Origin of the sequence: Vibrio cholerae (assembly GCF_008369605.1) — a bacterium.
In the GTDB taxonomy this organism is placed as follows: Bacteria; Pseudomonadota; Gammaproteobacteria; order Enterobacterales; family Vibrionaceae; genus Vibrio; species Vibrio cholerae.
The window spans coordinates 46,964-68,130 of the sequence record NZ_CP043556.1 but is presented as its reverse complement, the minus strand read 5'-3'; the positions used below and the strand labels follow the sequence as shown (position 1 = coordinate 68,130).

Annotated in this window: 19 protein-coding genes; 5 read left to right on the top strand and 14 right to left on the bottom strand. The window is 49.0% G+C overall.

The features are described 5' to 3' along the window. Positions 1-79 precede the first annotated feature (79 nt). Entirely contained in the window at positions 80-2,434 is a 2,355-nt protein-coding gene (locus F0316_RS14470; RefSeq protein WP_149560636.1) for a TonB-dependent receptor domain-containing protein, read from the top strand. Between the two features lie 102 nt (positions 2,435-2,536). On the opposite strand, the gene tkt is transcribed toward F0316_RS14470, so the two are convergent. Both tkt and tal read right to left on the bottom strand, forming a co-directional pair. Next, the gene (gene tkt, locus F0316_RS14465; RefSeq protein WP_172626054.1) at positions 2,537-4,531 is read right to left on the bottom strand and encodes a transketolase; all 1,995 of its coding nucleotides are present in this window, start codon (positions 4,529-4,531) and stop codon (positions 2,537-2,539) included. Between the two features lie 96 nt (positions 4,532-4,627). Continuing rightward, on the bottom strand, positions 4,628-5,578 hold the full coding sequence (tal, locus tag F0316_RS14460) for a transaldolase (RefSeq protein ID WP_000066347.1): 951 nt from the start codon (positions 5,576-5,578) through the stop codon (positions 4,628-4,630). A gap of 593 nt (positions 5,579-6,171) precedes the next feature. Here tal and F0316_RS14450 point away from each other — a divergent pair. Together F0316_RS14450 and F0316_RS14445 are read left to right on the top strand one after the other, a co-directional pair. After that, positions 6,172-7,164 carry a sugar-binding transcriptional regulator gene (locus tag F0316_RS14450; protein WP_000078374.1) on the top strand — a complete coding sequence of 331 codons (993 nt, stop codon included), beginning with the start codon at positions 6,172-6,174 and terminating at the stop codon, positions 7,162-7,164. A 123-nt stretch (positions 7,165-7,287) separates the two neighbouring features. Further along, a complete protein-coding gene (locus tag F0316_RS14445) occupies positions 7,288-8,583 on the top strand; it encodes a glycoside hydrolase family 18 protein (protein ID WP_149560634.1) in 1,296 nt (431 codons plus the stop codon). A 265-nt stretch (positions 8,584-8,848) separates the two neighbouring features. Here the strand turns inward: F0316_RS14445 and sseA are convergent, their stop codons facing one another. The 4 genes from sseA to moeA form a co-directional block, all read right to left on the bottom strand. Beyond that, positions 8,849-9,679 carry a 3-mercaptopyruvate sulfurtransferase gene (gene sseA / locus F0316_RS14440; protein WP_142541331.1) on the bottom strand — a complete coding sequence of 277 codons (831 nt, stop codon included), beginning with the start codon at positions 9,677-9,679 and terminating at the stop codon, positions 8,849-8,851. Positions 9,680-9,700: 21 nt separating this feature from the next. Continuing rightward, positions 9,701-10,069, bottom strand: coding sequence for a VOC family protein (locus F0316_RS14435; RefSeq protein WP_149560633.1), 369 nt, complete (start codon positions 10,067-10,069; stop codon positions 9,701-9,703). Between the two features lie 183 nt (positions 10,070-10,252). Beyond that, the gene (gene moeB, locus F0316_RS14430; protein ID WP_172626053.1) at positions 10,253-11,011 is read right to left on the bottom strand and encodes a molybdopterin-synthase adenylyltransferase MoeB; all 759 of its coding nucleotides are present in this window, start codon (positions 11,009-11,011) and stop codon (positions 10,253-10,255) included. An 8-nt stretch (positions 11,012-11,019) separates the two neighbouring features. Next, positions 11,020-12,255 carry a molybdopterin molybdotransferase MoeA gene (gene moeA / locus F0316_RS14425; protein WP_149560631.1) on the bottom strand — a complete coding sequence of 412 codons (1,236 nt, stop codon included), beginning with the start codon at positions 12,253-12,255 and terminating at the stop codon, positions 11,020-11,022. Between the two features lie 151 nt (positions 12,256-12,406). On the opposite strand from moeA, the gene folE reads away from it, so the two are divergent. Further along, entirely contained in the window at positions 12,407-13,060 is a 654-nt protein-coding gene (folE, locus tag F0316_RS14420) for a GTP cyclohydrolase I FolE (protein WP_000016195.1), read from the top strand. A 75-nt stretch (positions 13,061-13,135) separates the two neighbouring features. Here the strand turns inward: folE and msrB are convergent, their stop codons facing one another. The 6 genes from msrB to F0316_RS14390 all read right to left on the bottom strand — a co-directional run bounded on the left by msrB (position 13,136) and on the right by F0316_RS14390 (position 18,943). After that, on the bottom strand, positions 13,136-14,272 hold the full coding sequence (gene msrB, locus F0316_RS14415; protein ID WP_172440171.1) for a peptide-methionine (R)-S-oxide reductase MsrB: 1,137 nt from the start codon (positions 14,270-14,272) through the stop codon (positions 13,136-13,138). Positions 14,273-14,413: 141 nt separating this feature from the next. Continuing rightward, entirely contained in the window at positions 14,414-16,162 is a 1,749-nt protein-coding gene (locus tag F0316_RS14410; RefSeq protein WP_149560630.1) for a formate--tetrahydrofolate ligase, read from the bottom strand. A gap of 229 nt (positions 16,163-16,391) precedes the next feature. Then, positions 16,392-16,802, bottom strand: coding sequence for a large-conductance mechanosensitive channel protein MscL (gene mscL / locus F0316_RS14405; protein WP_000054766.1), 411 nt, complete (start codon positions 16,800-16,802; stop codon positions 16,392-16,394). 266 nt (positions 16,803-17,068) lie between these two features. Next, positions 17,069-17,719 (bottom strand): isoprenoid biosynthesis glyoxalase ElbB, encoded by a 651-nt coding sequence (gene elbB, locus F0316_RS14400; RefSeq protein WP_000754779.1) that lies wholly within the window; start codon positions 17,717-17,719, stop codon positions 17,069-17,071. Positions 17,720-17,723: 4 nt separating this feature from the next. Next, the gene (locus F0316_RS14395; protein WP_001965033.1) at positions 17,724-17,900 is read right to left on the bottom strand and encodes a hypothetical protein; all 177 of its coding nucleotides are present in this window, start codon (positions 17,898-17,900) and stop codon (positions 17,724-17,726) included. A 134-nt stretch (positions 17,901-18,034) separates the two neighbouring features. Beyond that, positions 18,035-18,943 carry a LysR family transcriptional regulator gene (locus tag F0316_RS14390; RefSeq protein WP_000958247.1) on the bottom strand — a complete coding sequence of 303 codons (909 nt, stop codon included), beginning with the start codon at positions 18,941-18,943 and terminating at the stop codon, positions 18,035-18,037. A 101-nt stretch (positions 18,944-19,044) separates the two neighbouring features. Between F0316_RS14390 and yjjG the strand changes: the two genes are divergently transcribed. Further along, positions 19,045-19,719: a pyrimidine 5'-nucleotidase gene (gene yjjG, locus F0316_RS14385; protein WP_069213360.1), complete on the top strand. Its 675-nt coding sequence runs from the start codon at positions 19,045-19,047 to the stop codon at positions 19,717-19,719. A 60-nt stretch (positions 19,720-19,779) separates the two neighbouring features. Here yjjG and rnk read toward each other — a convergent pair whose 3' ends face one another. Together rnk and phnX are read right to left on the bottom strand one after the other, a co-directional pair. Continuing rightward, positions 19,780-20,187 carry a nucleoside diphosphate kinase regulator gene (gene rnk / locus F0316_RS14380; RefSeq protein WP_001914678.1) on the bottom strand — a complete coding sequence of 136 codons (408 nt, stop codon included), beginning with the start codon at positions 20,185-20,187 and terminating at the stop codon, positions 19,780-19,782. Between the two features lie 164 nt (positions 20,188-20,351). Next, positions 20,352-21,167: a phosphonoacetaldehyde hydrolase gene (phnX, locus tag F0316_RS14375; RefSeq protein ID WP_069213359.1), complete on the bottom strand. Its 816-nt coding sequence runs from the start codon at positions 21,165-21,167 to the stop codon at positions 20,352-20,354.

Genomic DNA, 21,167 nt, shown 5'->3' with positions numbered 1-21,167 from the left:
GATTGCTAATTTTGCTTTTGTTCGGTGGCGATAAATGGCTCAATCAGAGTAAATCGTGCGCAAACGATTGATCGTGTGAATGTTTGTGGGAGCAAGGTCACTAAAATCATTGTTACAAATTGTTGATAATAGTTATCAATTGCATCAGTATTCGTGCTTTATTTTTGACAAGGATCAAATTATGCAGTTGAAACCTCTGTTCACTCTTCTTCCTGTCGTTTTGAGTAGTGTCGTTCAAGCACAAGAGAATAACGAGCAAGCCGTCGATGAAACCGTTACGGTTCATGGTCAATCGATTCCCACCGATCAACGTACTCGTTCTGATTTAGATAAAGTGCGCGGTATTGCCAACGCGGATATTTTTTCCGGCATCACGAGTGTGCAGAGTAATAACATGCACAATGAAGCGGGGGCATTGGATATTGGCATCCGTGGTGTGCAGGGCGAGGGGCGTGTGCCGATCTTTATTGATGGGAGTTTGCAATCCACTCATACCTCTCGTGGCTATCAAGGGGTGAGTGATCGCACTTATATTGATACCGATTTGCTCAGTTCATTGACCGTCAATAAAGGGGCAACGATTGAGAGTTCACCTTATGCCAGTGGCGCGGTGGGCGGTGTGGTGAATGCCACAACATTGGGTATCAAAGACATCATCAAAGATGATCAAGCCTTCGGTGTGGTACTGAAAGCACGCGCCAATAACCATAACCGGACGCCTGATGTTTCGGGTGATTATTCGGAACAAGGCCAATACGCGCTTGATGAGCGAGGTGAGCATTCTGCATTTAAACACGGTTCACTTATGCTTGGATTGGGTTATCAGGCCGAATCGTTCAATACGGTACTGGCGTACAGTAAGCGTTCAAAAGGCAATCACTTCGCTGGCAAGAAAGGTTATGAGGAGTATCAAGAGCCTGTTGTTGGGCAAGGGCAAGAAGTCGTCAATACCAGTTTTGAGAGTGACTCTTGGCTGTTCAAACTCGCGAGCGACACTGGCACGGCACACAATGCCGATTTTAATTACCGTCACCATGCGCAAAAAGCGGGTGAAGTGCTGATGGCGTATTGGTACAAATCTTCAGAAGATTGGGAAGGGAACCCATACCCCGATGGCAAAGACAGAATGCCGCAGTGGGGGCTAGGAACCGCCAAAGTGAATACCTACAGCGCCAATTACTATTACCAACCGGATCATCCTTGGCTCAATTTAAATGCTAACTTTTGGTACACCGAGGCTGATCTGGCGCAATACAATGGGCTTTGGGCGCTAGGAACCAACGCGGAGCAATATTTTCATGCATATCACAATGATCGCTCTGGTCTGAGCCTGACCAATGAAACCTTACTGACTCAGTGGCCAGTCAGGCTGAATTATGGTTTGGCTCAGCAGAATGAGCGTTTATCTCCTGAAGAAGATGGGCAAACCCGCTTTACCAAGACGGTGACTTCCCGCCACGGAAAACGCACGGCGCAGAACCTGTTTGCAAATGCGGATATCGATTACTCGCCGTTGAGAGTTCAGCTTGGCCTCAATCTGCACAATGCCAAGTCAACCGATTATCAAACCAAGCAGCAGTTAGACTACAAGGAGAAGCTCGATCTGCTCAGTGAGTTCACCTACGCCTTAACACCTAGCACTCAGCTGTTTTTGAAATCCTCACGCACTTATCGTATGCCGAGCTTGTATGAAACAACGCTATCAAATGAGGTGTTCAGCTATAACCCATACAACCCGATCAAACCGGAACAAGCGTGGAACAATGAGGTTGGCGTGCAATTTATTGCGTCGGACAGTTTGCTGCAGGATGATCGTTTGAATCTGTCGGTGTCCTATTTCCGCAACAGTATTAAAGACTTCATTTCAGGTGGACGATTGGCGAAAACCCCGGGTATGTCTGAATGGCAGGCGAACTTTACTTTCACCAATTATGATAAGTTGCAACTCTCTGGTTGGGAGTTGGGTGCGCATTACCAATATGCTTGGTTGTACACCCACTTCGCGGCGACCTTATACAGCGAGACAAAGATTTGTTCCGTTCAACAAGCGCAATACGCGGAGAGTGATACCTGTAATTCGCTCGGATTTGCATGGGGATTAACCCCAACGCGTATTCCGCCAAAACAGAATTTGTACCTGAATGTGGGTACGAAATTCTTTAACGATACGCTCGATTCTGGGGTGAAAGTTTCTTATCACTCGGGCAAATCAAACCCTAGTGATTGGTTGGCGGGCACGGCGGCCAATCCGATCCTTGAAATCCCGTCCGATTACACGATTGATCTCTATTCACAGTACGAGTTGAATGCCAACACCCAGCTGTTCTTTGCGATCAACAACGTGACCGATCGTTATCAAGTGCGTCCGGGATCTGTGGTCAGCATGCCGGATCCGGGGCGAACCATTACGCTCGGATTTGAAATCTCTTATTAAGCGAATCGTTTAAGTCTCGTGCCATAAAACAAAAATCCCGCCGCAGCGGGATTTTTTATCGTCGATTTTTCTTTGCGTAACTTTGAAAAGAATCGCTTTTAATTACGCCAGCAGTTCTTTGGCTTGTTTCACTACGTTTTCAGTCGTGAAACCAAACAGTTTGAACAGCTCACCGGCTGGTGCTGATTCGCCGAAGCTGGTCATACCGATGATGCGACCACCAAAGCCGACGTACTTGTACCAGAAGTCGGCAATGCCCGCTTCAATCGCGATACGCTTGGTGACTGCCGCTGGCAGAACGGCTTCGCGGTAAGCCGCATCTTGCTTATCAAATGCATCGGTCGATGGCATAGAGACCACGCGAACCGCTTTGCCTTCGGCGCTCAGTTGCTCGTAAGCGGCAACCGCCAGTTCCACTTCAGAGCCGGTCGCAATCAGGATAAGCTCAGGTTGACCTGAACAGTCTTTCAGGATGTAACCGCCTTTGGCGATGTTCGCGACTTGCTCAGCGCTGCGTGGTTGCTGCGCGAGGTTTTGACGCGAGAAAATCAGCGCAGATGGCGCATCTTTACGCTCAATCGCCAGTTTCCAAGCCACTGCCGATTCCACTTGGTCACATGGACGCCATGTGCTCATGTTTGGCGTCATACGCAGCGAAGCGATTTGCTCAACCGGTTGGTGAGTTGGACCATCTTCACCCAGACCAATCGAGTCGTGCGTGTACACTTGGATGTTTTGCACTTTCATCAGTGCTGCCATACGCATCGCGTTACGCGCGTATTCCATGAACATCAGGAAGGTTGCACCGTAAGGCACAAAGCCACCGTGCAGCGCGATACCGTTGATGATGGCCGTCATACCAAACTCACGCACACCGTAGTGGATGTAGTTGCCTGACGCATCTTCTGCTGTGAGAGACTGAGAGCCAGACCACATGGTGAGGTTAGAAGGCGCCAAGTCAGCAGAACCACCCATAAATTCTGGCAGCAGTTTGCCGAACGCTTCCAACGCATTTTGTGATGCTTTACGCGATGCGATGTTGGCAGGGTTAGCTTGCAGGTTAGCGATAATCTCGCTGGTTGCTGCTTCCCAATTCGCTGGCAGCTCGCCCGCTACGCGGCGCTTGTATTCTGCAGCTTCGGCTGGGTAAGCTTTCGCGTAAGCGGCGAATTTCTCATCCCAAGCGGCTTCTTTGCTTGCGCCTGCTTGTTTTGCATCCCACGCTGCGTAGATGTCCGCAGGGATTTCAAACGGAGCGTATTCCCAACCCAAGAATTCACGTGCAGCTTTGATTTCATCGTTGCCCAGAGGCGCGCCGTGACAGTCGTGTGAGCCCGCTTTGTTTGGTGAGCCGAAACCGATGATGGTTTTGGTACAAATCAGCGTTGGACGAGAAGTTTCTGCTTTCGCCGCTTCAATCGCAGCGTTAATTGCGTCTGCATCGTGGCCATCAACCGCAGGGATCACATGCCAGCCGTAGGCTTCAAAACGTTTTGGTGTGTCGTCTGAGAACCAGCCTTCAACGTGACCATCGATAGAAATACCGTTGTCATCCCAGAATGCAATCAGTTTGCCAAGGCCAAGTGTGCCCGCCAGTGAACACGCTTCGTGCGAGATACCTTCCATCAAACAGCCGTCACCCATGAACACATAAGTGAAGTGGTCAACGATGTCGTGACCCGGTTTGTTGAACTGCGCCGCCAGAGCTTTTTCAGCAATCGCCATACCTACGGCATTGGTGATGCCTTGGCCGAGTGGACCCGTGGTGGTTTCGATGCCCGGTGCATAACCGTATTCTGGGTGACCCGGTGTTTTTGAGTGCAGTTGACGGAAGTTTTTCAAATCGTCAATCGACAGCTCATAACCGCTCAGGTGCAGCAGCGAGTAAATCAGCATAGAGCCGTGGCCATTAGACAGTACGAAACGGTCGCGGTCAGCCCAGTTTGGGTTTTGTGGGTTGTGGTTTAAGTGTGAACGCCACAGCACTTCGGCGATATCCGCCATGCCCATTGGGGCTCCCGGGTGGCCAGAGTTAGCTTTTTGAACGCCGTCCATGCTCAGGGCACGGATAGCATTGGCAAGTTGTTTGCGATTCATAGTGTTACTCATTTCAATAAAGGAGGTTGAACGGAGTGCGTTCAACAAAAATAAAAAGCAGAAAGAAGCGAGCCGGAGCTCGCTTCAAAATCAGGATTACAGCTTAGCCGCGATCATTGCTTCCAGTTTGCCTTGGTCAACCGCGAAGTTACGGATGCCTTCAGCCAGTTTTTCAACGGCCATAGCGTCTAGGTTGTGTTCCCACAGGAATTCGCTGTGCGTCATTGGCGCAGGGCGAGCTTTAGAGCCTTTTGAGTCAACCAGTTTTGCAACCAATTCGCCTTCAGCTGCTTCAAGCTCAGCCAGTAGCGAAGGTGCGATAGTCAGGCGGTCACAGCCAGCCAGTTCTAGGATTTCGCCGATGTTACGGAAGCTTGCACCCATCACGACAGTTTTGTAGCCATGCTCTTTGTAGTAGTTGTAGATCTTGGTGACTGACAGTACGCCTGGATCTTCGCTTGCCGCGAAATCACGACCTTCTTTAGCTTTGTACCAGTCCATGATACGGCCAACGAATGGAGAGATCAGGAACACGCCAGCTTCAGCACACGCACGCGCTTGTGCGAAAGAGAACAGCAGAGTCAGGTTACAGTTGATGCCTTCTTTCTCAAGAATTTCCGCCGCGCGGATACCTTCCCAAGTAGAAGCCAGTTTGATCAGGATACGATCGTTGCTGATGCCCGCATCGTTGTACATTTTTACTAGCTGACGTGCTTTCGCTACGCTGCGCTCGGTGTCGTAAGAAAGACGCGCGTCAACTTCAGTCGAAATACGACCCGGAATGGTTTTTAGGATTTCTTTACCGATGTTGACCGCCAGCATGTCACAAGTGTCTTGTACTTGTTGTGCTTTGTCGTTGCTTTGAGTTTTTGCGTAGGCGATAGCTTGATCAATCAGAGGCGCGTATTCAGCAATCTGCGCAGCTTTTAGAATCAGAGAAGGGTTAGTGGTTGCGTCTTCTGGCTGGTATTTTTTGATTGCATCAATTTCACCAGTGTCGGCCACGACTGTGGTCAGTTTACGAAGTTGCGCTAATTTATTGCTCATTTCGATCGTCCTATTTCGTTGGGCTTATCTGCCGATGAGGGTCAGATAGGGCAAGCAGTTGAATGACTCAATCATTTTAATCCCCTTCCTACTTGAAGCTGCAGCGGTGTTGGCTACGTTCGTTCACCCCAATCACATGGTGCATCTATGTTCATAGGGATGAACTCACTTGCCGCCTACCTGCAACTCCAAGTAGTTTGGGTAGATTTAGAGAGTGCGAGTCAGTAAATGCAAAATTTTCAGCGCCCGAACTTTTGCTCTGAACATTTGCTCGTTCGCTGAGTAAATGATGGAGCCATATTTATCCTATCTGTCGGGAAAGTCAATTCAACAACCCGGTTTATGACGCGTTGAGCGGAGTTTTTTTTCGCCTTCGCAGCCCTTGCTGCCATTAAATCGTTTGCTCAAATTTGGCCTCACCATGGGCTATCCATCAAAGGTGAGAAAATCACACTGAGAAAATGTTATGACCAAGATCATTTGCTCACTCCAAAAAGGCGAGTAACATAGCGCGCATGCTGATGTTGAGCTGAATGTTGAGCGCAATGTTGAGTGCTGCGGCATGCAAGGCCGCTGCCATAGAAGGATAGCCCATGAGCCAAATTCCAGAGATTTCGGTTGAAAGTACCGATCTGCTGACTGAAATCGCCGTCTCTTATTATCAAGATGGCGCAACACAGGAAGAGATTTCCAAAAAATACACCATTTCACGCGCCAAAGTGGGGCGGTTGCTCAAGCAAGCCCGTGATGAGGGGATTGTTGAAATTACTGTGAAATACCATCCGGTGTTCAGCGCCAAAATCGAGCAGCGCTTGATTGAGCGTTTTGGTGTGCGCCGTGCCCTGATTGCGCTCGATCAACCGAATGATGAAGCGCAGCGCCAACAAGTAGCGGGGTTGGTGTCCAACTATCTCACCAGTACGCTAAAAAACGGCATGGTGGTGACCGTTGGGCAGGGGCGTAATGTTTCAGCCGTGGCGCATCATGTTGGGGTGATCACGCCGCGAGATTGCAAATTTGTGTGCAGCATCGGCGGCATTCACCCACGCGGTGGTATGTTTAATGCTGACCACATTTGTCGCCAGTTAGCCAAAAAATACGGCGGCAGCTCGGAAACCTTGTATGCCCCAGCTTACGCAGAAAATCCAGAGCAGAAACGGGTATTCATGCAAAACAGTACGGTGAAGCAAACCCTCGATCTTGCTCGTAAAGCGGATATCGCACTGGTCGGAATTGGTGATATGAGTGAAAACAGCTACATGGTTGATCTTGGCTGGTTTACGCCGGAAGAGGTGGTGCAATCACGCCTGAATCAAGGTGTGGTCGGGGATTTCGCCGGGCATGACTTTTTTGATGTGCATGGACGTATCGCCAATACCGTGATGAATGATCGCGTGATTGGCTTGGGGATTGACGAGTTCCGCCCAATTGCCGAAGTGATCGCGATTGCGGCAGAAAACAGTAAACCGCTTGCTCTTTTGGGCGCACTGCGCACCGGTGCGATTGATGTGATCGCGACCAGTGTGAGTAACGCTTTGACAGTGCTCAACTTAGATGAGCAGATGCAAACGGCATTAAGTTCATAAGGTTGAATGAAATCGATGAAAAAGCGAGTCAGTTTTTAACACTGGCTCGCATGTTCTGCATGTTTTTTAGTCAAGTCTACGTAAATTTGCTGTATTGGATGCAGTGAAACGGAGGCTCTAAATATGAAAAAAACAGTCATTGCTACCGCGTTATTTACTGCATTGTGCAGCCATGCGGTGCTCGCTAATCAACCTGTAGTAGCGGGTTATTTTGCTGATTGGCAATACGCCAATTCAGCCAATCCCTACGTTGTAAAAGATATTCCTGCCGATAACCTGACCCATGTAATCTACGCGTTTTTGAGCATGTGTGGCCCACACACAGGTGCCAGTGAAACGGTACAAAAACTGGTCGCCGAGCAGTGTAAAGGCAAGCCAGATTTCACCGCCATTGTGGTGGATACCGAAGCAGCGTTGGAGAAAGACTTCGGCGCAGTCAAAGTGAATGTGCCTTATAAAGGCCACTTTGCTCAGTTAGCACAGTTGAAAGCGGATCATCCACAACTGAAAATCTTGCCTTCCTTTGGTGGCTGGACCATGTCAGAGCCATTCCATGCAATGGCGAAAGATCCTAAATCGATCGAGCAGTTTGCCAAAACGGCGGCACAGTTAATCGCGCAGTACGATTTCTTTGATGGTGTGGATCTCGATTGGGAATATCCCGGTGGTGGCGGCTTAACCACCTCACCTTGGAACCCAGACACCAAACTTAGCGAAGAGCAAATGGCCGCAGAAAAAGCCGCATTCACCCACTTAGTGAAAACTCTGCGTGCCGAATTGGATGCGTTAGGCAAAACCAAACAACGCGAGTATGAGCTTTCAACGGCGGTCGGTGTTGGTGCAAAAGCGGCGCAAATTGATTGGCCAGCCGCTGCACCGTATTTAACCAACATGTTTGCCATGACCTACGATTACCTTGGCGGATGGGGGCCACAAACGGGTCACGTTACTAATTTGCATGCCACTGAACGTAGTTGGTGGGGAATGGGCTCGGATGTGTTTATCAATCAGATGATCGAGCTGGGCATTCCACGTGAAAAATTGGTGATTGGTGCGGCTTATTACGGTCGTGGCTGGCAAGGTACCAAAGATTATGACGGTGGTTTGCCTACCGCAGAGTTAAGCTCCGAGCAGGGTGCGCAGTTCGGTACCACAGAAAATGGTTACTTCATGTATTGGGATTTGATGAAGAACTACACGGCGCAGCAAGGCTATCAATACCATTATGATGAAGCCTCACACGCACCGTATTTGTGGAACCCTGAGAAGAAAGTCTTCATCAGTTTTGAAGATGAACGCTCGGTAGCGGCGAAAGCCAAATGGGCGAAAGAGCAAAAGCTCGGTGGTATTTTCACGTGGGAACTCTCTGGCGATCCTTCCGACAAGCTGACTCAAACCATGTTTGAATCGATCAAATAATCTTACTCGACACAAGATAAAGGCCACTGAAGTGGCCTTTATCTCCTTCCTACTTGAAGCTGCAGCGGTGTTGGCTGCGTTCACTCACCCCAATCACATAGTTTGTCTATGCTCATGGGGATTATGAGAGCCATCCTTGGCTCTCACCAAAGGCCAGCCGATGGCTGTGCAAATTTGTTCCAGACAAATTTGTCACTCACTTGCCGCCTACCTGCAACTCCAAGTAGTTTGGGTATATTCTTTCTAATGTTTGTATGTTTAGACATTACTCAATCGGCAGATCTTGCCGTTGTCCCCATTCTGTCCACGAACCATCGTAAACCGAGAGGTTTTGATAGCCGCACACATACGCCGCGAGCAGCACAATACATGCGGTCACGCCTGAGCCGCAGCTAAACAGATATTCTTGTGCTGTCTCGGGCAACATATGAGTCAGTAGCGGGCGTAACTCGGCTTGCTCTTTTAGCTTGTGACCAGTGATGAGCTCTGCAAAAGGCAAGCAGGATGAGCCGGGAATATGCCCACTGCGCACGCCGGGGCGAGGTTCTGGCACTTCACCGAAAAAGCGCGCTAATCCGCGAGCATCAATGGTTTGGCTATGTGGATTATCGAGCTGTTTGAGAACATAACTCGCATCAACAAAGGCTTGTGGGTTGAGTTTGCCGTCAAAGTTCCCTTTTGTTGTGGGTTCACGATAGTTTTGAGTGACGTTGTAACCCTGAGCTTTCCATTCGGTTAATCCGCCATTGAGGATATACACCTTGTGGTGTCCCATGGCTTTGAACATCCACCATGCTCGGGGAGAAGCAAACGTGCCACTGTTGTCGTACACCACAATAAAGGAATCTTGGTTGATACCCAGTTCGCGAGCGAGAGTGTTAAAGCGCTCCTCAGAAGGCATCATGTGCGGCAAGGGCGAATCAGGGTCGCAAAAGACTTTGTCGTAATCAAAGCGCTGCGCATTAGGGATCTTGTTGACCCAATCTTTTTCAGACTCGGTCGGAATTTGAAACTCGATGCTGCTATCGAGTAGCACCAAGTTGGGGTCGTGCAGATGTTGTTGCAGCCATTGCGCCGTGACGAGTGGGGAGGTCATTGTTATTCCTTATTTTTGTGATTACCCAATACGTTGACCAATACGCCACAGAACATCACTCGGGTCAACTAAACAAAACTCCAACATGTCCCAAGGTTGAGTGATGAGATCAGTCACTTTGCTTTCAAAACGCTCTTCCAGTTGCAACGTTTTGACGTGATCGAACCAACTTTGTGCATCTTCCACTAGCAGATGCATCATGGTGTTGCCTTGATGGGGGCGCTGATGGGTGTTTTGCAGCAAAAAAGCGCATTGGCCTAAACGCAAATAAGCCACATCGCCAAATTCTGAAATCAGTTCAAAACCGAGGGATAAGTAAAACTGTTTGGACGTGGTGAAGTCCTGAGCGGGAACGAAAGATTTAATTTCCAAAACGTTGAGATTGGACATGGCTCAGCTCCTCTATTTGATCTTATTCCCATCCTGCTGAAGCTGCAGCCGTGTGAGCTGCAACTCCAAGTAGTGTGGGTATAACTTTAGTCGGCTTTAGAGGATTTAACTTCGCCATCTGGCACAGAATGGGTAGCCAGACCGTGTCAGCGTCGCAAAATTGTGACGTTAATACAGCAGACGTTAGCTTTGCGGGTGGCAAACTGGACACTGAGGTAGCTGCATCAGGTTCATTTCACGCCATGACATGCTCATCGCGTCAAGAATCAAGATCTTACCTTGCTTAGGTGTCCCCAAACTGGTCAACACCTTAATGGCTTCCATTGCTTGAACTGCACCAATAATGCCTACCACTGGAGCCATTATGCCCGCTTCAACACAACTGAGTGCCGATGAGCCGAATAGGGTACTTAAGCATTGATAGCAAGGCTGCGCGGGATCTTGATACGTAAACACGCTCACTTGGCCTTCCATACGAATCGCCGCACCGGAAACCAGCGGTGTTTTATGTTTAAAGCAGAGGCGATTGAGCTGGTTGCGTGTGCCCACATTATCGCAAGCATCCAGCACCAGATCGTGGCGTGCGATCAGCGCATCCAACTCGTCATCACTCAAGCGTGCTTGGATTGTTTCGACCTGAAGATGCGGATTGAGCAGACGCAGCGAATCAGCCGCTGAATCCACTTTCGCGCGGCCAATATCCGCATCATGGTGTAGCACTTGGCGCTGGAGGTTGGAAAGCTCAACCACATCATCATCAATCAATGTGATGTGACCGATCCCCGCAGTCGCGAGGTATTGGCTACTCGCGCAGCCCAAACCACCTGCACCGAGGATCAGCACTGAGCTCTGCTTTAGTTTCTCTTGTCCTTCAAAATCAAACGCTTTGAGAATGATCTGTCGGTTGTAACGCAGCATTTCTGCATCGCTGAGAATATCCACCATCACTCCTAGTACAGGGTTGGGTTAAACAGTTGGATTTGAACCGTTTCGCCGACTTCCACGCGGCCACGTTCACGCTCAAGTACCACAAAGCAGTTAGCCAAGCTCATTGAGCGGAATGCGCCAGAGCTTTGGTTACCGGTGCTTTCCACCACGAATTTGCCATTTTCAATGCGGTAAATGCCGCGTTGGAAATCCGTCCGTCCCGGTGCTTTTTTAAAGGGGCTACGTGTGATCGCCGGGATCGATTCTGGGGCTTGCCAAGCGCTGTGTCCCGCCAATTTGGCAAGCATAGGTTGTACGAGCACGTACATGGTCAGCACAGCGGAAACCGGGTTGCCCGGCAGGCCGCAGAACCATGCGTTTTGCAACGCGCCAAATGCAAAAGGTTTACCTGGCTTGATTGCCAGTTTCCAAAAGCCGATTTCACCCAGCTCTTCCAAAATATCTTTGGTGTAATCGGCTTCACCCACGCTGACACCGCCGGAGGTGACCACCACATCCGCCAAGCTTTGCGCTTGTTCAAACGTGGCTTTCAGAGTGGCAGGGCAATCTGGCACTATGCCGAGATCAATCGCTTCGCAGCCGAAGTTTTCAATCAAGGGTTTAATGCCGTAGCGGTTGCTGTCGTAAATTTGTCCGGCTTGCAGCGGTTCACCGAGTGGTTTGAGTTCATCGCCGGTGGAGAAAAACGCGACTTTCGGTTTGCGATAGACGGTGACATGGCTAATGCCGAGAGTCGCAATCATCGGGATATCACGTGCGGTTAAGCGCGCACCGCGTTCCAGCACCACATCATTTTGGCGAATGTCATCACCGGTTGGGCGGATATTGTCATTGAGTTTGACCTCATGCTGGCAGAACACCACACCCTCTTCGGTGATGGTCGCTTGCTCTTGCATGATCACCGCATCACAACCGGCAGGGATTTGTGCACCCGTCATAATGCGCACGCAGGTCATTGGTGGCCATTCTTCTGTAAAGGGTTGACCAGCAAACGATTTTCCTGCAACGGGCAACGGCTTTTGCTGTGTCAATTCTGCGCGACGGACGGCATAACCATCCATCGCTGAGTTATCAAACGGTGGCACATGAATGGGCGATAAGATCGCCTCGGCGAGCACATAGCCGAGCGCCTCAGGCAGAGGCAAACGTAAAGTGGTTTGCACGGGTTGAATGCGTGACAGCATTTTCTCAAGTGCATCTTCAATCGGCATTAAGCCGGGAGCATCGCAACAGCCCATCGGGAATGTCCTATGTTGTTGTTCTTTTACGGCAAACTGTAGCACAGAATCCTTCTGCGATGCAGAATCCACGTGAATTTTGGGGTGTAATTGTCGCTAAATCCGAGTATTCTTGTCAGCCATCCGAAAGGGGTATTTAAGAGGTAGAGGAATGTCAGGTCTTAGCGAATCCGCGAAGTTGGTGAAAGATGCGCTAGAGCGCCGAGGGTTGGAAACACCAATGCAGCCCAACTTGGCGACACCAGCAGAGAAAAAGGAAAAAATCGAACAGCATATGCGTGAGATCCTCAACCTGCTCGGACTGGACTTAACGGATGACAGTTTGGAAGAAACCCCACAACGCATCGCTAAGATGTATGTGGATGAGATTTTCTCAGGGTTGGATTATGCCAACTTCCCCAAGATCACCGTTATCGAAAACAAAATGAAAGTGAGTGAGATGGTTAAAGTGAAAGACATCACGCTGACCAGCACGTGTGAACACCACTTAGTCACCATCGATGGCACGGCAGCGGTGGCATATATTCCGCGCGGCAAAATCATCGGCTTATCGAAAATTAACCGTATTGTGCGCTTTTTTGCCCAGCGTCCGCAGGTGCAAGAGCGTATGACGCAGCAGATCTTAGTTGCGCTGCAAACGTTGCTTGAGTCGGATGATGTGGCAGTTACCATCGATGCGACTCACTATTGCGTGAAATCTCGCGGCGTGATGGACGCGACCAGCGTCACCACAACAACCGCTTTGGGTGGGATTTTTAAATCTAACCCTGCGACGCGTGCGGAATTCCTACACGGTTTGCGTTAATTCATTTTCTTAAAAGTGAATATGAATCAGCCCCCAATTTGAGGGCTGATTGCTTTTCAGGGTTGGTATAGCTAATTATTTGAATAGAGCTAAATATTCGCCATAGCCTTGCGCTGCCATCTCTTGTTTGGGGATGAAACGCATCGCGGCGGAGTTTATGCAATAGCGCAAACCGGTTGGAGCAGGGCCATCGTTAAACACATGGCCGAGGTGTGAATCGGCAAAGCGGCTACGCACTTCGGTGCGAGTATAGAACAGGCTATTGTCATCTTTAGTGACAATGTAACTCGAGTTGAGCGGTTGAGTGAAACTCGGCCAACCGGTTTTGGAATCGTACTTGTCGGTAGAAGAGAAGAGCGGCTCACCCGAGACGATATCGACATAAATCCCTTCTTCTTTGTTATCCCAATACTCGTTATCAAACGGGCGCTCTGTACCGTCGCGTTGAGTCACCTTGTATTGCAAGCTGGTCAGTTTGGCGCGAATCTGATCATCCGATGGGCGGACATAAGCTTTGACGTTCGCTTGCCCATTTTTCTCATCAATCCACTGGCGAAGGGTTTTCGGATGCGTGTTACGGTCAGCGCCGAAAATCTCATCCAAATACTGATCGCGTCCGGAAGCATAGCGATAGTAGTTGTAACGGACTTTATTCTTCTTGTAGTAGTCCTGATGGTAATCTTCTGCTGGCCAGAACTTTTTGAACTCAATCAACTCGGTTTTGAGTGGCTTTTTGAATATGCCGAGCTGTTCAATCTCCATCATAAAACGTTTAGCCACTTCAAGTTGCTCGGCGCTGTGATAGAAAATCGCCGGGCGATATTGTTCACCTCTATCCACAAACGAGCCTTGGTCATCGGTTGGGTCAATATGACGGAAAAACTGATCCAGCACTTGTTCATAAGTGACGATCTTCGGGTCAAACGTCACTTGAATGACCTCGATGTGTCCCGTTTTACCCGATGAGACTTGCTTATAAGTCGGGTTTTCGACATCTCCACCGGCATAACCTGAAATCACATCCACGACACCGGGAAGTTTCTCCATATCCGATTCCGTACACCAGAAGCAGCCACCAGCCAATGTCGCTTGCTGGTAGTCAGCTGAAGCCGAGGCGATGGTACTTGGTTTGGTGTCCGCTTGGCTAAACAGAGAAAGGGTGAGTGCCAGCAAGGCGAAAAGTGGCGCTCCCCAAGTAAAGAGTCGTTTCATGAGCATTTCCTTTTGGTTCTTTACAAAGTTATAGAAAAAGAACGGCAAACAGGATCAGAAATTTCAGAGTCGGAGGGGACTTTTTATCTTGAGGATAATGCCGTGCATCAAGTGACAACACGGCGTAGATAACAAACGTGGTTAACTGAGGCCGACAATATTGCCGTCTTGATCGATATCGAGTGACATAAAGGAAGGCTTTTCAGGCAGTCCCGGCATGGTCATCACACTGCCACACAGGGCGTAAACAAATTCGGCGCCTGCACATAAACGCAGCTCGCGGATCGGCACGGTAAAATCACGTGGCGCGCCTTTGATTGCGGGATCGGTAGAAATCGACAGCGGTGTTTTTGCCAAGCAAACCGCAAGATGATCAAAGCCTTGGGCTTGCAGTTTGGCTAATTGCTGCGCGGCTTTATCACTCAGTGCTATCTCGGCAGCGCCATAACCTTTTACCGCGACCGCTTTGAGTTTTTCATCCAATGGCATGCTTGAATGATAGAGCGGAGTGAATTTCGCTGGATGTTGACACTGCTCAACCACTTTCTCGGCAAGCAGCTTGGTACCTTCACCGCCTTTGGCAAAGCCTTCTGAAATGGCTACCGATACACGGTTGGGCAGGGCTTCTATCAGCTTAACCAGTTGTTCCAGTTCTTCGGCACAATCTTGTGGGAAGCGGTTAATCGCTACCACGGCAGGCACACCATACTGGTTAACGTTATCAATATGCCATTTCAAGTTTGCAAAACCGGCTTGCAAAGCGGCGCTGTCTGGCGCGAATAGGGCATCCGGTACCGCTTGGCCGGGGCGTAAATCATACAGGCCTGAATTGGCTTTTAAACCGCGTAAGGTGGCGACAATCACCGCACAATCTGGGGTTTTACCTGATGCTTTGGCTTTGATGTTGCACGCTTTTTCAAACCCCATATCGGAGCCAAAACCGCCTTCGGTCACGGTGTAGTCTGCCAAACGGGTAGCAATTTCATCGGCAATGATCGAGGAGTTACCGTGCGCGATATTGGCAAATGGGCCGGCGTGGATCAGTGTTGGAACGCCTTCTAAAGTCTGCATCAAGGTCGGTTCAATCGCTTCTTTCATGCTCACGGCCATTGCACCAGCCACTTTCAGAGCTTCGGTGGTGACCGGATTACCGTCCAAATCATAAGCCAACACCACATTACCGATACGGCGACGCAAATCACGTAGATCCGAGGCAAGAGCAAGAATCGCCATCAATTCGGAGGCGGCAGAGATATCGAAACCATCTTCGCGCTCATAACCATTAATATTTTTTCCCGGTTCATTGCGGCCGACCATCACCATGCGCAGCGCGCGATCGTTATGATCCATCACGCGTTTCCATATGACCTGTTTGGGGTCAATGCGCAGCGCTGGCATGCCGGTGCGGCGCTCAAAATCGGCATAGCCGAGGCGCTGCTCGTGATAAATTCGCGCATCAATCGCAGCTGCCGCAAGGTTGTGCGCCGCAGTGACGGCATGAATATCACCGGTTAAATGCAGATTGAGCTCTTCCATCGGTGCAACTTGTGAATACCCGCCGCCCGCAGCGCCACCTTTTACCCCAAAAATCGGCCCCATCGAAGGCTGACGAATGCACGCCATGACCGAGTGATTAAGTTTGGCCAACCCTTGTGCTAAACCAATCGTGGTAACGGTTTTACCTTCACCCAGTGGTGTTGGGGTAATCGCAGTGACCAGAATGAATTTGCCTTTAGGTTTGCTGGCCAATCGCTCTAGACAATGCAGTGATACTTTGGCTTTATGCAGGCCGTGGCTTTCGTACTCATTCGCGAGCAATCCCGCTTTTTGAGCAATGGTGTCGATAGACGTTAATGGTGTAGCGCGGCAAATTTCAATATCTGGCAGCATAAAACCCTCATCTAGAGCGGTAAAAATGGTGAGGAAAACGTTTGCGCGCAAATCATAGCGATAAATTGTGGCTTGTAAAGATTCTTATGGAGTGAATTCTGCGAGCGATTGGGATTTTAGCGGATTGCTGATTTTGATCAATTGAAGCACGACATTTTTACTCTCATTCGATGCACTAAAATGGAAAAAGGCGCTCAATTGAGCGCCTTAGAGGGGGAATCATCCAGAGTTATTTATCTTGCTGTGCTTTTAACAAATCACGAATTTCAGAAAGCAGTTCTTGATCTTTGGTTGGCGCTGCAGGGGCTTTAGGCGCTTCCTCTTCCTTACGCTTCAAGGTATTGATCGCTTTTAAACCCATGAAAATGGCGAACGCGATAATCGTAAAATCGACCACGGTTTGGATAAATTTGCCGTAGGCAATCACTACAGCAGGGGCATCACCTTGCGCGGCAAGTAACACGAAACTCAGATCGCTGAAATTCACACCGCCTAAAATAATACCGATTGGCGGCATAATGATATCGGCCACGAACGATGACACTATTTTGCCAAACGCCGCACCAATGATGATACCGACTGCCATGTCGATCACATTGCCACGAGATGCAAAAGCCTTGAACTCTTTAAGTAAGCTCATTGGGTTTTCTCCAAACTGAATAAATTATTGAATTGAAGGTGACTGCGGTATCAGGAGAAGCCAAGGTTTTTCTGCTACCGATTACGTTACCAAGGGTATAGCGCTGTTTGGTTGTGCGCAATCTCGTCATCTAGAAATTTTATATACCTAGCATTATTCATGCGTCCGTTTCATTTGTGCAACAAATGACGACTCTGTGTTGGCCTGAGGACAAAAACCAATGCCCACGTAAAGTGGGCATTGTTATCGATTGAGTTTGTGAAACACTAAGCCAGTTGCAGTAGGCGCTCAACCAATTTTTCGATACCGGAAGCGGCTTGGGAAATATTCTCTGCCAGCATGTAGGCAGGGGTGGAAAGCACTTTATGTCTTTCATCAAATACGATGCCTTCTACTGGGCAATCCACATGCTGACCACCCAACTGATTAAATGCGGCTGCGGTGCCGTGATCATTGCCAATCGTGCCTTGAGCGGCTTCGCCATAAATCATCGGGATGATGGTTGGGGCAATACAGATATAACCCGCAGGTTTTTGCGCATCCGCAAAAGCAAGACAAGCGGCAGCTACATCCGGGTTGATACTGCACTGTGCGCCTTTCACCGCGAAGTCGGTGAGATTTTTCGCGGCTCCAAACCCGCCTGGGAGCAGAAGTGCATCAAATTCATTCACATTGAGTGTGGCTACATCTTGGATTTTTCCGCGCGCAATGCGGGCAGATTCCACCAACACATTGCGTGTTTCTGGCATCTCTTCACCCGTGAGGTGGTTAATGACATGCATCTGCTGCACATTCGGCGCAAAGCAGTGCCAACTGGCTCCTTGTTTCTCGATGGCATGCAGCGCAAGCACCGATTCGTGGATCTCTGCTCCATCGAATACTCCACAGCCACTGAGAATAACCGCGACTTTCTTCATGACATTAATCCTCCATAGATTGCTTATGCGCCTTAGACGTGTCGGTGAGATGGTCTTGAGCCATCGAGGAAGAAGTGTCATGCTCCGCGCCATCTTCTGCCGCTGAATACTCTTCCTGCTCGGGGTAATGTTTGACCACAAACGGGATCAACATCACTGCTGACGGGAAAAAACGCTTCATAACCACTCCTTCTGCCGTTCAATGTATCGCTTCACGGCTCTTTATAAAAAGAAATCTCGGGCTACTTTTTGCGCTAAGTCACCGAATCTGTCTATTCCTCATTCGAATTTGGCCTTTTGACCTTGTGCTCACATTTAGCTATCCCAATAAGGCTGATTATTTCCTAGCTTTTGCTGCAAGAAATCGATGAAAGCTCGAACCTTATAAGGTAGGTGTTTACGTTCAGGAAAAACGGCATAGACCGCATGGACTGGCAGAGAATAGTGTGTCATTACCGATTGGAGTGCTCCACCAGCCAGATCTTTGCTGACCAGAAAAGTCGGCAGTTGAGCAATACCTAACCCTGCAAGCGAGGCTCTGCGAATCGCTTCACTGTTATTCACCGTTAGATTGCCTTTGGGGATGACTTTGACCTCTTGTTGTTGATGGTGAAAGGTCCATTCATTGCCGCCGCGAAAATAAGTATAAACAAGGCAGTTATGCTCAAGGAGATCGGCAGGTTTTTCAGGTTCGCCATAACGCGCTAAGTATTCAGGTGAAGCACAAAGAACACTTTTACAAGTCACAAGGCGTTTCGCAACAAGGTTCGATGTGGGTAGGTGTCCTATCCGAATGGCGAGATCAAAGCCACCTTCAATCAGATCAACCATTTGGTCTTCCAGTTGCAAATCTATTTCTACCTTAGGATAAATAGAGATGAAGTCAGCAATGATGGGCGCGATGTGTAGAACGCCAAAAGACATAGGCGCGGTAATTTTTAGTTTGCCTTGTGGTTCACCTTGCAATTCGGTGACAGCATCCATTCCTTGTCGGGCGTAACTCAGTGCTTGTGAAACATGGTAGTAATAACGTTCACCGGCTTCAGTTAAGCTTAATTTTCGTGTTGTACGATTGATCAACCGAATCCCTAAATCATCTTCAAGCTGAGAAAGCCTTTTACTGACCGCCGATTTGGTGATTTTGAGTTTTTTGGCTGCAAGAGAGAAGCTGCCACATTCGACAACTGCAACAAAAACAGGAATAGAAGAAAAAGTTGTCAGCATAATGATTGTTGAATAGAGAAAAACAAAAAGTTTCCATAATCGGAGATTATCATCAATTAAAAAACAATCTACACTGTTGGTCTGATTTTAAGGAGATCATCATGAAGTACGATTGGATCTTATTTGACGCTGACGAGACCTTGTTTCATTTCGATGCTTTTAAAGGGATGCAGCTGATGTTCGCGCGCAAAGGCGTGGAATTTACCGAACAAGATTTTCACCAATACCAAGAAGTGAATAAACCGCTGTGGGTGGATTACCAAAACGGCGATATTACTGCCGCGCAGCTCAAACATACGCGCTTTGCGGGTTGGGCTGAAAAGCTTAATACCACCACTGACGAGCTTAATAGCGCATTTTTACAAGCCATGGCGGATATTTGCACCTTGCTACCGGGCGCGATGGAGTTGATGCAGGCGCTACACGGTAAAGCGCGTTTGGGCATTATCACCAACGGTTTTACCGAATTACAAGATGTTCGGCTGGCTAAAACTGGCATGACTGACTTTTTTGATCAGATTGTGATTTCTGAAGAAGTCGGGATTGCGAAACCTGATGCTGGCATTTTTGCCCACGCACTAGAGCGTATGGGCAACCCAGCCAAAAGCCGAGTGCTGATGGTCGGGGATAATCCACATTCTGACATTCTTGGTGGCTTGAATTTTGGCATCGAAACTTGCTGGCTCAATGTGCATCAGCACCCGAAACCAGATGGCATTACGCCACATTATGAAGTGGTTTCACTGCATGAGCTGAGAGAGATTTTGTTGGCGTAATGCCATGAATAAGCGAGGCGCTCCTGGTGCAAAGTGAACCACTTTGCACCAGATACCTGATTAGCGGTGGAATTCGCCAGCGCGTTCAGGTTGATAGACGATGTCGATGATTTCGAGGGTTTTGAGTGTACCGCCCGGCATTGGCCAAGCCAGTTGTTGACCGACTGCCAAACCAAGCAATGCACTTCCCACTGGGGCGAAAATCGAAACGTCCGCGCTGCTTTTCACATCGTTTGGATACACCAAGGTTTTTTCCATCACTTCATCGCTGCCCAAAAATTTAAAGCGCACCGTAGAATTCATAGTGACGACATTGTCTGGCATCTCTGCAGGTTCGAGCACAGTGGCGCGATCCAATTCTTCTTCCAGTTTCTCTAGCTCTGGCGACAAAGTGGCTAGGTTATCCATCAACTGGCTGATTCTGTCCATATCGCGAGTGGACACCACGATAGTATTAAGTTGAGACATTTTATTCCTCCCAAATAAATACCGCCCTGAAAACAGGGCGGTATCAATCAGTCTTGTTAAGTTGTCGGACTAACCATAGCTCGCATAGCAGAAGATTTCAAGCCCCCAATAGGTAACCAGTTTTTTAGAAGGGGAGCGAGAAATGGAGTAAACGAACTGACCACTTAAGGGCGTTCACCGGCTAATAATCTTTGCTCAATTTGTGCGAGCACGGCAGGCAAGTCTGCAACCGTATCAATCAAATAATGCGGTTTTGCCTGTTGCAGTTTGGCTTGTGCACGTCCGCGCGCCACTTGCAGCGTTTGGGCATCAGCATGTTGATACTCTTCAAGGGTTAACCCGGCTTCGTTGCCTGACAGCAGTAAACCGATGGTCCACATACCCGCATTATGGCCTTCCTCGATGCCGGGCAGCGCATCATCGACTTTCACACAAGCGCGTACATCGGTCACGCCAAGCTCAATGACATTTTTGAGTGCCATAAAAGGGGCGGGACGGCCACCTTGCGGTAAATCATCGGTAGCAACCACATAATCGGGACGATAACCGTAATCGGCTGCCGCAGCGATCAGCACATCCATCACTTGGCGTGGATAACCAGAGCAAGATCCGATTTTGATCCCGCGCGATCGGATCTGTTCAACCACTTCAAGTGAGTGAGGAATCGGTGCTGCGTGATCGGCGACTTTGGCGATTTGCAGCGGCATAAAAGCGGCGTAAATCGCATCAATATCGCTGGCTTGCATCGGGCGTCCAAATTGGTTTTGCCAGCGCTGCGCAACACTGGGGAGTTTTCCTACAGCTTCAATGTGTTGCCATTTGCCCAGTCCCATCGGCTCGCGAGCCTCGGCAAGGCTAATCTCAAAATCAAAGCCTTGCTTGAAAGCTTCAACAAAAATCGAGGTCGGCGCAAAGGATCCAAAATCCACAATAGTGCCAGCCCAATCGAAAATAACGGCTTGAATCGGAGAGTTCATCAT

Coding starts and splice junctions, on each gene's coding strand:
- F0316_RS14390 (WP_000958247.1), bottom strand. CDS start 18,943: ATGCTGACAACTTTTTCTTCTATTCCTGTTTTTGTTGCAGTTGTCGAA.
- sseA (WP_142541331.1), bottom strand. CDS start 9,679: ATGACCTCCCCACTCGTCACGGCGCAATGGCTGCAACAACATCTGCAC.
- msrB (WP_172440171.1), bottom strand. CDS start 14,272: ATGAAACGACTCTTTACTTGGGGAGCGCCACTTTTCGCCTTGCTGGCA.
- rnk (WP_001914678.1), bottom strand. CDS start 20,187: ATGTCTCAACTTAATACTATCGTGGTGTCCACTCGCGATATGGACAGA.
- F0316_RS14450 (WP_000078374.1), top strand. CDS start 6,172: ATGAGCCAAATTCCAGAGATTTCGGTTGAAAGTACCGATCTGCTGACT.
- tkt (WP_172626054.1), bottom strand. CDS start 4,531: ATGAATCGCAAACAACTTGCCAATGCTATCCGTGCCCTGAGCATGGAC.
- yjjG (WP_069213360.1), top strand. CDS start 19,045: ATGAAGTACGATTGGATCTTATTTGACGCTGACGAGACCTTGTTTCAT.
- mscL (WP_000054766.1), bottom strand. CDS start 16,802: ATGAGCTTACTTAAAGAGTTCAAGGCTTTTGCATCTCGTGGCAATGTG.
- F0316_RS14435 (WP_149560633.1), bottom strand. CDS start 10,069: ATGTCCAATCTCAACGTTTTGGAAATTAAATCTTTCGTTCCCGCTCAG.
- elbB (WP_000754779.1), bottom strand. CDS start 17,719: ATGAAGAAAGTCGCGGTTATTCTCAGTGGCTGTGGAGTATTCGATGGA.
- folE (WP_000016195.1), top strand. CDS start 12,407: ATGTCAGGTCTTAGCGAATCCGCGAAGTTGGTGAAAGATGCGCTAGAG.
- phnX (WP_069213359.1), bottom strand. CDS start 21,167: ATGATGAACTCTCCGATTCAAGCCGTTATTTTCGATTGGGCTGGCACT.
- tal (WP_000066347.1), bottom strand. CDS start 5,578: ATGAGCAATAAATTAGCGCAACTTCGTAAACTGACCACAGTCGTGGCC.
- F0316_RS14445 (WP_149560634.1), top strand. CDS start 7,288: ATGAAAAAAACAGTCATTGCTACCGCGTTATTTACTGCATTGTGCAGC.
- moeA (WP_149560631.1), bottom strand. CDS start 12,255: ATGGGCTGTTGCGATGCTCCCGGCTTAATGCCGATTGAAGATGCACTT.
- F0316_RS14470 (WP_149560636.1), top strand. CDS start 80: ATGTTTGTGGGAGCAAGGTCACTAAAATCATTGTTACAAATTGTTGAT.
- F0316_RS14410 (WP_149560630.1), bottom strand. CDS start 16,162: ATGCTGCCAGATATTGAAATTTGCCGCGCTACACCATTAACGTCTATC.
- F0316_RS14395 (WP_001965033.1), bottom strand. CDS start 17,900: ATGAAGCGTTTTTTCCCGTCAGCAGTGATGTTGATCCCGTTTGTGGTC.